Annotated in this window: 13 protein-coding genes; 5 read left to right on the forward strand and 8 right to left on the reverse strand. The window is 65.4% G+C overall.

Going from position 1 to position 12216, the window contains the following annotated elements:
• Nucleotides 1–93 precede the first annotated feature (93 nt).
• The 4 genes from BMX07_RS20605 to BMX07_RS20615 form a co-directional block, all read right to left on the reverse strand.
• Entirely contained in the window at nt 94–540 is a 447-nt protein-coding gene (locus tag BMX07_RS20605) for an ATP-binding protein (RefSeq protein WP_090621748.1), read from the reverse strand.
• Nucleotides 541–614: 74 nt separating this feature from the next.
• A complete protein-coding gene (locus BMX07_RS25505; protein WP_281246986.1) occupies nt 615–746 on the reverse strand; it encodes a DUF7577 domain-containing protein in 132 nt (43 codons plus the stop codon).
• 90 nt (nt 747–836) lie between these two features.
• Entirely contained in the window at nt 837–1868 is a 1032-nt protein-coding gene (locus BMX07_RS20610) for a DUF7972 family membrane protein (RefSeq protein WP_090622136.1), read from the reverse strand.
• Between the two features lie 74 nt (nt 1869–1942).
• On the reverse strand, nt 1943–2995 hold the full coding sequence (locus BMX07_RS20615; RefSeq protein WP_090621751.1) for a DUF7972 family membrane protein: 1053 nt from the start codon (nt 2993–2995) through the stop codon (nt 1943–1945).
• A 216-nt stretch (nt 2996–3211) separates the two neighbouring features.
• On the opposite strand from BMX07_RS20615, the gene BMX07_RS20620 reads away from it, so the two are divergent.
• The gene (locus BMX07_RS20620) at nt 3212–3721 is read left to right on the forward strand and encodes an FxLYD domain-containing protein (RefSeq protein ID WP_090621754.1); all 510 of its coding nucleotides are present in this window, start codon (nt 3212–3214) and stop codon (nt 3719–3721) included.
• A gap of 66 nt (nt 3722–3787) precedes the next feature.
• Here the strand turns inward: BMX07_RS20620 and BMX07_RS20625 are convergent, their stop codons facing one another.
• Together BMX07_RS20625 and BMX07_RS20630 are read right to left on the reverse strand one after the other, a co-directional pair.
• Entirely contained in the window at nt 3788–4135 is a 348-nt protein-coding gene (locus BMX07_RS20625) for a hypothetical protein (protein ID WP_090621756.1), read from the reverse strand.
• Between the two features lie 152 nt (nt 4136–4287).
• Nucleotides 4288–5130: a PspA/IM30 family protein gene (locus BMX07_RS20630; RefSeq protein WP_090621759.1), complete on the reverse strand. Its 843-nt coding sequence runs from the start codon at nt 5128–5130 to the stop codon at nt 4288–4290.
• 113 nt (nt 5131–5243) lie between these two features.
• On the opposite strand from BMX07_RS20630, the gene BMX07_RS20635 reads away from it, so the two are divergent.
• Both BMX07_RS20635 and BMX07_RS20640 read left to right on the forward strand, forming a co-directional pair.
• Nucleotides 5244–5882: an alpha/beta hydrolase gene (locus tag BMX07_RS20635; RefSeq protein WP_090621761.1), complete on the forward strand. Its 639-nt coding sequence runs from the start codon at nt 5244–5246 to the stop codon at nt 5880–5882.
• Nucleotides 5883–5999: 117 nt separating this feature from the next.
• Complete coding sequence (locus BMX07_RS20640) at nt 6000–6902, forward strand: FRG domain-containing protein (protein WP_090621763.1); 903 nt, start codon at nt 6000–6002, stop codon at nt 6900–6902.
• A 176-nt stretch (nt 6903–7078) separates the two neighbouring features.
• Here the strand turns inward: BMX07_RS20640 and BMX07_RS20645 are convergent, their stop codons facing one another.
• Nucleotides 7079–7423: a DUF7344 domain-containing protein gene (locus BMX07_RS20645; protein WP_090621765.1), complete on the reverse strand. Its 345-nt coding sequence runs from the start codon at nt 7421–7423 to the stop codon at nt 7079–7081.
• Nucleotides 7424–7623: 200 nt separating this feature from the next.
• A complete protein-coding gene (locus BMX07_RS20650) occupies nt 7624–7917 on the reverse strand; it encodes a PadR family transcriptional regulator (protein ID WP_090621768.1) in 294 nt (97 codons plus the stop codon).
• 1004 nt (nt 7918–8921) lie between these two features.
• Between BMX07_RS20650 and BMX07_RS20655 the strand changes: the two genes are divergently transcribed.
• Both BMX07_RS20655 and BMX07_RS20660 read left to right on the forward strand, forming a co-directional pair.
• Entirely contained in the window at nt 8922–10061 is a 1140-nt protein-coding gene (locus tag BMX07_RS20655; protein ID WP_090621772.1) for a TrmB family transcriptional regulator, read from the forward strand.
• Nucleotides 10062–10322: 261 nt separating this feature from the next.
• Nucleotides 10323–12098: a malectin domain-containing carbohydrate-binding protein gene (locus tag BMX07_RS20660; RefSeq protein WP_245742180.1), complete on the forward strand. Its 1776-nt coding sequence runs from the start codon at nt 10323–10325 to the stop codon at nt 12096–12098.
• Nucleotides 12099–12216 lie beyond the last annotated feature (118 nt).

Raw genomic sequence — 12216 nt, forward strand, 5'->3', positions numbered from 1 at the left:
CGTCAGCGGCCGGTCGTCCGACTGGCAACCGACAGCGCGGCCGCTACGCACGATCGGGCAGGAAGACGCTCGAACCGTCTGCGGACGGTAGCGTCACTCGAGCCACGCCTCGATCGTGGCTACGATCCGATCGGCCGCGTCGTCGGGGCTACACCGGTCAGTGTCGATCTCCAGTTCGGCGTCGGGCTCGTCGAACTCCCGGTAGACCACGTGGACGCCCCGCTCCGCGATCGGGTCCGCGCGCTCTCGGTTTCGCTCGAGGCAGGTCTCGAGGCTCGCCGTCACGCGGACGAAGTGGACGTCGCCGAGCGTCCGAAAGCGGGTCTGCCACTTCCGGCGATAGAACGTGCCGTCGACCAGCGTGACGCCGGTCGCCGGTGTCTCGCCGACCTGCTCGGCCAGCTGGTCGTACGTGCGACTCGAGAAGTCGTCGGAGTGAACCGACCGAACCGGCCGGCCCCGCGCCTCGAGCCGCTCGCGAACGCGGGCCGTGATCGTGGTTTTCCCCGCCCCCGGCGGCCCGCAGATGACGACGATCACGGGTGCCGATAGCGGCCGGGGTCATACCAATGGCGGGGATCGTGACCCGCCCGCCCGGGACCGAGTGGCGGACGTCAGAACGCCGGCGACCGAGCCGTTCTCGCGGGGAGTTCCTCGAGGCACTCCCGGCAGTAGGTGTAGAAGCGGTCGTTCTCGGTCCGGCAGACGGGACAGGTCTGTGTAGGCGGGTCGGACGACGTCGACATGAACGGTAGTTGGGGTCGACGGGAAATAGCCCCGGTGCCCACGTCTGCAAGCGTCCACCGGGGCGCGACGGCTGCCGGAACTGCGGCGACTCAGCCCAGATCCTCGTCGCGCTGGGACTCGCGAAGGATGAACGGCCCCATCGCGAGGGTTCGCTTCGCGACTGTCGCGATCCGGAGGATGTAGACGATGAAGACGACGAACGGCGCGATGCCGACGACGAACCCCGCACTGGTCACCCAGACGAGGTTGTCGACGCCCAGCGTGGTTCCCGGGAGTGCGCTGGCGTCGACGTACATCAGCATGCTCCCCATCACCGTCAGCGCCGGCACCGCAATGTATAACAGCGCGCGCGAGAGGTTGATCAGTTCCCACTGGAAGTACAGCGTCTTGAAGTGTTCGCGGGCCGGCCCGAAGAACTTGAGAACGGCGATCATCTCGTCGATTTCGTGGTTGGCATCGTCCGACAGTTCGTCGCCGTAGTCGGCTCGAATCTTGCGCGCATCGTAGATCTTCCGCGAGTAGTTGAAGTTGAGCGCGTTCCAGATCACCTCGAAGGTTCCGAACTGAGCGTCCTCGAGGTTCTCCTTGACGGTTCTGGCGTTTTCGGCGACGTCGTCCACGTAGTCTCTGACTTCTCGCTGTAGGTCGTCGGAGTGGCTGCTGTCGCCCGTCACCGTCTCTTCGAAGTCGGTCGCTTCGTCCTCGATTCCGTCGACGAGCTCGTAGAGAAAGCCCGAGGGCTCGGGCGGGGTCACGTCCTCCTCGAGCTCGTCTTCGATGTCCCGTCGGAAATCCATCGCCTGCTGCATCCGCTCGCGCTGGTCGCCGACTGCGCCGAGTTCCTGGGAGAGCACCAGCTGGTTGATCGTGACGACGATCGACGTCCCCGTGATGATCGCGCCGATGAAGGCGGAGAAGATCCAGAAGGTGCCGTTGTTGGCCGCGACGATCACGCGCAGCGGGGGAAGACCGACCTGACCGAGCCCGACGAGGACACCGAACACGACTGCGAGCACGAGCGCCGTGAGCAGCCAGCGGTTCATCCGAAGCAGGAGGTACAGCCGCGGGCCGGCGAGCCGACCGCTTCCCTTCCCGTCACCGTTCGAGTTCAGAACGTCCATCCGGGTATCGGGTTCGACCACGACGGCGGGTAAAAACGTCGGGCCGGGAGACGATGGGTCGGTTATGAACGCCGTCACTCGTCCGTCCCGGGGCTCACCTCGAACGGCCCTTCGTCGGGGTCCTTCTGGAGGACCGACGGGCCGACCGACGCGGTCCGACGCGTGATCGTCGCGGTCCGGAGGATGTAGGAGACGAGGAGCGCGAGCGGCGAGAGGACGACGACGATCAGCACGCTCACGACGGTGGGGAGCACGGCGACGTCGACGCTGGGTCCGGTGAGGTCGGCGTACAGGAGGCCGACGAGGATCGCCGACAGAATCGACGGCACGCCGCAGTAGATCGTCAGCTGTGAGAACCGGGTGAGTTCCCGCTGTAGATAGGTCGTCTTGAACTGTTCCCGGGCCACGTGGAACAACTTCAGTGAGTCGACCAGTTCGTCGAGGCGCTCGTTCGCGGCCGGCGACAGCGAATCGGCGTACTCGCCGCGCAGGTGCGTGCCGACGTACAGGTGCCAGGATTCGTCGTACGTGATCGCCGCGGAAACGGCCGTAAACGTATCGACGTCGGACCGGTCGATCCGGTCCTCGATCCGAGCCGTCCGCTGTTGGACGCCGTTCGTGTACCGAACGACCGTTTCGCGGACCGCATCGTCGTCGTGATCGGCAACCGCATCCGCCAGCTCGTCGGCGTTGTGATGGATCGATTCGACGACCAACTCGAGCACCCGGGTGGGCGAGGCCGGACTCGCGGGGATGGCCGCGGCGTCGGCCACCTCCTGTCGGAATTCCATGACGCCCTCGAGACGGTTGCGGGCCGTGCCGGCCGCGCCAAACTCCTGTGAGAGGATGAGCTGGTTGACCGAGACGACCAGCGTTACCAGCGAGAACGTCCCCGCGATCATGCCGCTGGCGACGCGCGTCACGGAGTTCGGATTGGTAAACGAGATGATCCCGACCTCGTGGAGGGCGAGCAGGAGGGCGAAGACGACGGCCGAGAGAGCCACCGCCACGCCCAACCGGTTCCCTTTGACCAGCACCCACTCGTGGAACCGCATTAGCACTCCCATCCGGGTACCGATGTCGGCTCCGTAGGACTCGAGCGTCTCGTCGGTCTCGGGCGTCCCCATATCGATACGTGCAATGGTCCCGACAATAAGGGCCTGCGTTGCACACCGCCGGGCCGTCCTCGAGACGGTCCCGACCGGTAGCCGGCTCCGAGCGACCCCGCTCGCCCTCGAGCGCCGGGTGCTGTCGCTTCAAGGCCTACACTGAAATGCGTCCGCGATGTCGATCCGATACATGCTCGGTGAGGGAACCAACGTGCGGACGACGGCTCGGCGGCGATGACGCGATCGGAGTCGACGAGCCGACGGCGAGTGCTCGCGTCGCTCGGTGCGGGCGTCGCAGTCGCGGCCGCCGGCTGTACCGGCAGTGGCGGACTCGACGGCCAGCCGAGATACGAGGAGGGGACCGTCGGCGACCGAAACGCCAGCAACGTCTCCGAGCGGAACGCGACCCAGATGTCCACGGCCGCTGCGCTCGCCCAGCAGGAGCCCAGCAACGCGGTGACGCCGCTCGATCCGCTCGAGCTGGTCGAACACGAGTTCGTCGTCGAGGACGGCTATCTCGGCTCCACGGTTCAGGGAACCGTCACGAATACGGGAGCCGACCGTATCCAGGTCGTCGAAGTACGAACGCGCATCTACGACGACGCTGGCAACCTGCTCGGCAGGTATTTCGCCAGCACCGGTGACCTCGACGGCGACGAGACGTGGGCCTTTCAGGTCGTCGTGCTCGAGTCACCGTCGGACGTGGCCAGCTACGACATCACCGTTCTCGGAACGCCGACGTGACCGTGCAGCCTCGGCTCCCCGCCGCGATTGCGCGGCCCCCGTGAGCGGTATCCCCGGCCGCGTGGCTCAGTCGGATTTCCGGTCGAGAAGGGCGTCGTCGACGCCGTCGTAGACCGCGTCGATACTCACGCCGAGCGTATAGGCCGGTCGACCTTTCCCCGTCGGCGACGTCGTCGACGGCTCGACTTCGTCGACGAGGTCCGCGTCTTCGAGTCGGTACAGCGACCGGATGACGTCCGCTTCGGTAATCGTCCCGACGACCTCCGTGTCGGCCTCCGGGAGGTGCTCCCGACAGTATCGCCGCAGGTCGTGGGTCTGAACCGGCGTTTCGTCATCGCTGGCGAGTTCGGCGACGCCGAGCAAAATTACCTGATCGGTCAGCGAGATGGCCCCGAACAGTGACTCATCACTCATAGTTCATACTGTGTCCGCGAACGATGGTAATCGTTTCTCTCCCTTCCAGAGGGACGGAATCGAGAATAAACAGTTCCAAGACATCGACGGCTGCACCGGCCGCTGGTGGACCGCTCGATCGCAGCCGCCCCGGAGCGGTTCGAGCGGATCGATCAGGCGTTCTCTTCGTCCTGTAACTCGGCGAGTTCGGCCTCGACGTCTTCCTGATCCTCGCCCTCGAGTTCGGTGAGTTCCGCCTCGTCGGCCTCGCTCGCGGCCTCGGTCTCGGTCTCGGTCTCGGATTCCGGCTCGGTTTCGCTCGCGCCGACGTCGGACTTGAGCGTCTCGAGTTCCGCTTCGACGCCGCTGTCGGTCGAGAGCTGCTCGAGTTCGCGGTCGATGTTATCCTTGTCTGACATAACGTCCTCGAACGCGCCGGACTCGTGGAGTTCGTCCATCGCGGCGGCGCGGGCCTCCATGTCCTCGGTCTGCTCCTCGGCGCGCTCGATGGCACGGCCGACGTCCTCGAACTCTTCGCCGGTTGCCGTCATCGCCTCCGACACGGTCGAACTCGCCTTCGCGGCCTCGTGGCGGGCCTTCATCGTCTCCTTCTTGGTCCGGAACTCCTCGATGCGGCTCTGGAGTTCGTTCTTCTGTTCGATCAGCCGGTCCTGCTGGCCCTGCAGGTCCGAAATCTGGCGCTCCAAGTCCTCGATCTGGTTCATCTTCGTTTTCTTCTTCTCGAGGGCGCGCCGCGCCAGATCCTCCCGGTCCTGTTGGACCGCCGTCCGTGCCTGATCGTTGTGTTTCTCGACGTTCTCCTCGAGCCGGCGTTTCTGCATCTCGAGGCGCTTTTTCTGCGTGGTGAGATCGGCGATACCGCGTTTGACCTGCTGGAGCTGGTCCCGCATCTGCTCGTAGGAGTAGTCCAGCGTTTCGGTCGGGTCCTCGGCCTGGTTGAGCACCGAGTTGAGTTTCGACCGGATGACGTAGGAAGTCCGAGAGAGGATACCCATATTCGATACGTATTGCTCCCCGGCCTTAAAAATGTCACTTCAGAAATATCCAAGGTCGAACCCGGTCGGGACGACTCGCCGATTTCATTATCCGTGGCGGCGTGTACCACGCCATGAGCGACGTTCTGCTCCCCGGCGGCCGCGACGTTCGGGGGACGCTGGAGGAACCGGACGACGAACCGGCGGCGATCGCGGTCGCCTGCCCGCCGCATCCCCGCCACGGCGGCTCGCGCAGCGATCCCCGGCTCGTCGCCGTCAGTGACGCCCTGTGCGACGCGGGCATCGCCTGCCTCCGGTTCGATTACGGCTCGTGGGACGAGGGGTACGGCGAGCGGGAAGACGTTCGTAACGCCGTCCGGTGGGCCCGCGATCGGGATACCGAGCTCCCGGTCGGCGTCTTCGGCTACAGTTTCGGCGCGTCGCTGGCGCTGCTGGCGGCGGCCGACGTCGAGCCGGAAGCCGTCGCCGTCCTCGCGCCCACCGCACGGCTCGCCGACGATCTGGACGCGATCGAGGCGGTAGAGACGCTCGAGGCTCCACTCCACGTCCTGTACGGCGACCGAGACACGACCGTCGACTGGGAGCCGGTCGTCGAGCGTGCGCGAGAGCGTGGCGACGAGGTCACCGCGCTGGCCGGCGACCACTTCTTCCTCACCAAGCACGACGAAATCGCGACGACGGTCCGGTCGTTCTTCGAGCGAACGCTACTCGAGTCCGCGGACGATAGCGAGACGGCCGATCGACACCGGTGACACTCTCGGGGACGAGACAGTCACTGCCGGACCCGAGAACCGTTTTCCGCGTGCCGCGAGTACGCCCGCCGATGCGGCACCGACGCTCGACCGAGACCGGGACGCCCGTCCGAACCGATGTCCGCTGATTGCCACCCGTCGGTCCAGCGAGCCGAAACCTGGACCGAGCTCCAGCAGCTGATCACGCAGGAGATGTGGACGGCCGACATCGGCCGCCACCGCTCGCCCTACGTGTTCCGCGGCGTATCGGACCAGTCGTTCACCCTCGAGACGTCGATCAAGCGCTTCGTCGGCGACTCGGGAAAGTGGCCCCTCGAGCTCCTGTTGCTCCGTAACTTCGCCCAGTACGGAGCGAACGAGATCGACGAGCCCCGATCCGTCTGGCACCTGCTCTCGCTCGCGCAACACTACGGGCTGCCGACGCGGCTGCTCGACTGGTCGTTTTCGCCGCTCGTGGCGGCGTACTTCGCAACCGTCGCCGGCGACACCGACCACGACGGGGCGATCTGGGCCGTCGACTACCGGCAACTGCACGCCGACCTCCCGGACTACTACCAGGATGTTCTCGAGATGACGGAGACCCACATGCTCGACACGCACCTCCTCTCGAACGTGACTCTCGAGTACCAACTGCACGGGGATCGTCCCGACGGTGACGGACTCCCGCCGGTCCGGAGCCTCAACGACGTGTCCCGCGTCGACGAACTGTGGCAGGAGCTGTGGGCTCCCGACGACGCCCGCGACGAGTACGTCATGTTCTTCCGGCCGCCCGCGATCGACGACCGCATCGCCAACCAGGCGGCCGTCTTCTCGTTTCAGTCCGATCCGCGGCTGGTCCTCGACCGCTGGCTCGCGGACCGACCCGATTGCTATCGGAAAATCGTCATTCCGGGCGAACGCAAGCTCGAGTTCCGCGACACGCTCGACCAACTGAACGTCAACCATCGAACGCTGTTCCCCGGGCTGGAGGGGCTGGCAACCTGGCTCAAGCAGTACTATCAGCCACAGGCCGGCGAGTGACAGCCGTCTGCCAGACTCGGGCCGCCGTCGCCCCAGTGTCTCAGCGGCAGCCCGCCTGATCCGGAGTGCGTTGTAGTCGATGCGGTCTCCCGAACGGCGCTCGCAGTTCGTCGCGGCACGTCGACTACCCACGGGAGCCCGTGCGAGACGTCTCGCGAGGGCTCGTCGGGCCGTGACTACTCGTCCGAGAGCCGCTGGATGGGCAGTTCGGCGGCGGGCGTCCGAAGGGACGACTCGAGGTCGTCGAAGACGTCCATGAGCACGACCGATTCCCGGTCGTAGCTGACGACGTCGTGCTCGGCGAGCCGCGGTAGGTGGTTGTGAACGAGCGAAACGGTAACCCGTCGCTGGGTTTCTCGGCCGACGTTCTCCGGGCGCACGTCTTCCTCTCGAGCGGCGATCCGACGGGCGAGCGCGTCGATATTCCCCGTTCCCTCCTGACGCAGGAGTGTCAGCAGGTGCAGTCGCTCGGAATCGGCGAGCAGCGCGTGGGCAGTGTCTTCCGCGAGTTCGGGTGACATCAGTAACAGCGGGTTACGTCCCGCTCAAGTCAACACTTACTCCAACACGATTTGGATGTGTAGTCGTCGATCGCGCTCACAATACGTTGGTAATCTGAAACCGTCTCCGCCAGCGAGGAATGGTCCGCAGGCGATCGCGCACGCGACTGGACGCCGTCGACGGCTATTCAGCACACGTTCGGCGTCAGTCGGTGGCGACGTTACTCCGCGTTCGAGAGCTGCTCACCGATGTACTGGTCTTCCCACTCCCGGCGAGCCGCGAGTTCCCGCCGACCACGAGCTGTGACCGAGTAGTAATTCGTCCGCCGATCGACCTCCCCCTTCTCGACGAGCCCCTTGTCGACGATCGTGTCCAGATTCGGATAGAGTCGTCCGTGGTGGATCTCTTTCTCGTAGTACTCCTCGAGTTCCGCTTTGATCGCGAGCCCGTGGGGTTCGTCCTGTCCAGCGATCGTGTACAACAGGTCGCGCTGGAAGCCTGTGAGATCGTACATATTAGACCTAATTTCTTTAGTTGTATAAGGGTTCCGAGATCCAGGAAGAATGCGCGGATCGCTCGCGTTCGGGTCGGATCAGAGACCGGCGCGAACGGCTGACGACCGGTTCGTATCGTGGACCTGGTGGTACCTCGGCACGCGTAATGACAGACATTTGAATGGTTGTTTCGGGGGCATCCGCGTCGAACGGTGATTCGTCGTCAACAGGTGCCGCGAGGTGATCGACTCTGGCCCGCGGAGCGGGCGGATACTGCGCCGACTGACGGAGCCGGCTAATTCGACTTCACGAACCGAACTCTCGGTTTCAAATATAGTTATGCACTCCGAGATGTCGGACACTAATCGGCGTTGAAAGGCGATCCAGGGTCAGGGACACGAGTGCATCGACGGACCGCAGCGACCCGTCTCCGAATCGCGTTGCGGTCGGCGAAATGGGGGTGCGGGTCGGTAACCATCGCGAATGGCAGTATCCCACCGTCGATCCGGAGCCGGACCGGCACACACAATCGGCGGCGTTCGACGCGAAAGGCAAATGCGTGGAATGGGACGGGTACGGGCCGTTCGAGAAAAACGCCCTCGAGACGCTGGAATTCCGCCGGTAGCCCTCGGCGGACCCGGTCGACGACCCTGCCATCGAGGGGTTCGATTCAGGAGGAACGACGCGGGATCGAAACGCTGCCGAAAACATAGTAGATGAGAGAGAACGATTGACTTCTCAGATCACAACTAATCTATCTCGTACGATTCCATCGAGCGGAAGCTCGCGAATGCTGCCCTCGGCAACTGGGAGGAACACACGGATCGAACGCGGTCCGCAATTCGTGGGCTCCCCGTCTATCCAGCGCGCGCGGGCCGGCAGGCGAGGGGTCGACCGGGACGCCCGGTTCGAACCACCCCCGATCGCCGACCGCAACGAGAGCGCGCCGGGGACTGCGGAGCGACGCTGGTTCGCCCCTCTTTTTTGCAAAAGGCTGAATAACGATTATTGTCGTTATGGAGGTATGGACAGGGACCCTCTCCGAGACGCGCTCCAGAACGCGGGGCTGACCTCGTATCAGGCCGACGCCTACATCACGCTGCTCGAGCGAGGAATGATGCCCGCCGTGGAGGTCGCCAACCAGTGTTCCGTCCCGGTGTCCCAGATCTACGACGTCCTCCGCGCCCTCGAGCGGATGGAGTACATCGAGACGTTCGACCAGGATCAGCTCCACGCCAGCCCCACGGAACCGATCGGCGTCCTCCGCGAACTTCGGTCTCGGGGCCAGCAGATGAACCAGGCGGCGGATGCGATCGAGGATCGCTGGGAGCGGCCGGCGGTCAGCGACCACAAAGTCAGCGTCGTCAAACACGAGGAGACGGTCGTCGACCGGACGCGCGACCTGATCCGGGACGTGGAGAGCTCCATCGAACTATCGGCGACCGTCGACCAGTTCCGAGCCCTGACGAACGCGCTCGAGGACGCCCACGACCGGGGCGTCGTCACGAAGGTGGCCGTCTACGGCGCCGATCTGGAGGAGCGACTCGAGGACGCCCCCCTCGAGGGGACGGTAACGGAACTCCGCGCGTGCCGTATCCCGGGGCCGTTCCTGTTCGTTGCGGATCGCTCGCGGACGTGTTTCACGCCGAACGACTGGGCCAACAGGCCCTTCGGCGTCCTGATCGACGACTACATCCTCTCGCTGATCTTCCACTGGTACTTCCAGACCGGCGTCTGGGCCCTCTGGGAGACGGTCTACGAGGACACCGAACCGCCACACGTCTACACGACCCTCGAGGAGTTCGTCCGCGACGTGGCACCGCTGTGGACGGACGGAGCGAACGTCGCGGTGACGGTCGAGGGGACGTGGGTCGACACGAACGAACCCTGCGAGATCACCGGAATCGTCACCGATATCGTCTATCCGGGTTCCTACCGCTCCGAGGGCCGTCCGTCCTTCGAGGACCTGGCCGGGTTCCTGCAGGTGCATCTCGCCGCCGACGGCGACCTGTACGACGTCGGTGACTGGGGCGCGGTCTACGAGGACATCGAAGCGGTCCGGATCACCCTCGAGGCCATCGAGTTCGACGAACCGACGACTGCGGCGGGTCGCGTCGACGTCGACGGTGCGCTGGACACCGAGCGCGAGTCGGCGGACGACTGACCGTCGGTTCGAGGATACTCGATATTGAACGCTTAATTTTATAACCGTCCACGGAATCAGGTGTCGTATCTCCCGGCGACCCGCCTCGACCCCCCGGTGACCCGCCTCGAGCCACCGCGTCGGCGGAGCGACGGTCCGGAACGACTCGGGGCGAGACCGCGGTCCGTCGGGAGGGGACGAACGAGACACATGACCGAGCAACGACGACTGACACACGACACGAGCGAATCGAGCGGCACGAACATACAGCGCAGGCGATTCATGAGCGCCGCTGTGGCGGCCGCGGCGGGAGTCGGCCTCGCGAGTTCGGTCGGGAGCGCGGCCCCGGGAGACGTCGTCTTCGCGGTCAACGCCGCCGGCGGCGCCTACACGGCAGCGGACGGGACCGAGTATCAGGCCGACGCGAACTACAGCGGCGGCACCGCCGCGAGCTCGAGCGAACCGATCGCCGGCACCGACGACGACACGCTGTACCGGACACACCGGTACGGCGATTTCAGCTACGACGTCGAGGTTCCCGACGGGACGTACGACGTCGAGATCCACGTCGCGGAGACGTACTGGAGCGCGGACGGCGATCGGGTATTCGACGTCTCCGTCGACGGATCGGAGTCCATCACCGACCTCGACGTCCACGCCGAGGTCGGCCACAACGCGGCGCTGGTTCGGACGATCAGCGGCGTGGACGTCTCGGACGGGACCCTGTCCGTCTCGTTCAGCACCGACGTCGACAACGCGATGGTCAGCGCGATCAGGGTCGTCGAAGCCGGCGACGAGCCGGCCGGCAAGCAGCCGTACGGCGGGTCGGCCTGGCGGCTTCCCGGCCGGGTCGAGGCCGAGGACTACGACGTCGGCGGCGAGGGCGTCGCCTACCACGATACCTCGTCGGGCAACACCGGCGGTGCCTACCGGGACGACGACGTCGACATCGAGTCCTCGACCGAAGGCGGCTACAACGTCGGCTGGATCGAGCCCGACGAGTGGCTCGAGTACACCGTCGACGTCGACAGCGACGGGACGTACGATCTGGCAACCCGGGTCGCCTCCGCGTCCGGCGGTGGTCAGTTCCACGTCGAGGTCGACGGCACCGACGTTACGGGTTCGGTCAGCTTCGGCGGGACCGGCGGCTGGCAGTCCTGGACGACAGTCGACGCCGGCTCGGTCGACCTGACTGCCGGCGAGCACGTCGTCCGCGTCTACTCCGAGGCCAGCGGCTGGAATATCAACTACTTCGAGTTCACCGATTCCGGCGGCAGCGGCGAGGAGTACCCGGACGACCCGGGCAACCTCGACGGCCGGTCGTGGAACGAGATTCTGGCCGACCACTTCGACGGCGGCTCGCTGGACACCTCGCTGTGGACGGACCAGACCGGGAACGGTCACGACTACGGCATCCCCGGCTGGGGCAACAGCGAAGAGCAGTACTACAGCGAGGACAACCGCTGGGTCGAAAACAGCGACCTCGTGGTCGAGATCCGGGAAGAGCAGGTCTCGGACGAGTACGGGACCTACGACTACACGTCGGGGAAGCTGGTGACCGAGGGCAACTTCGATTTCCAGTACGGCCGCGTCGACTTCCGCTCGCAGCTCGTCGAGGATCAGGGTCTGTGGCCGGCCCACTGGATGCTGCCGGCGGGTGGCACCTGGCCCGACAACGGTGAGATCGACATCATGGAACTCGTCGGCCACGAGCCCGCGACGGTCCACGGGACAGTCCACGGACCGGGCTACTCCGGTGGTAACTCGATCGGCGGGGACTACCACCTCGACAGCGGCGTCTTCGCGGACGACTACCACGTCTTCTCCGTCGTGTGGGACCCCGGCGTCATCAAGTGGTACGTCGACGGCGAGCACTTCTTCACCGTCACCCGCGAGGATGTCGAGAGCCAGGGCAACGAATGGGCCTTCGACGACAACCCCTTCTGGCTGATCCTCAACTGTGCGGTCGGTGGCGAGTGGCCCGGTTCGCCGGACGGGACGACGACGTTCCCGCAGCAGATGCGCATCGACTACGTACGGGTGTTCAAAGAAGCGTAGGTTCGACGGAAGACCGACCTCACCACCCGGGCCACAATCGCGGCCCACGTCTGTCCCCACCATCTGACCGGTCGCACGCGGGCGCTCTCGTCGACCGGACTGGACGAGCGAACGTCGC

The sequence above is a fragment of the Natrinema salaciae genome (assembly GCF_900110865.1).
Taxonomy (GTDB): domain Archaea; phylum Halobacteriota; class Halobacteria; order Halobacteriales; family Natrialbaceae; genus Natrinema; species Natrinema salaciae.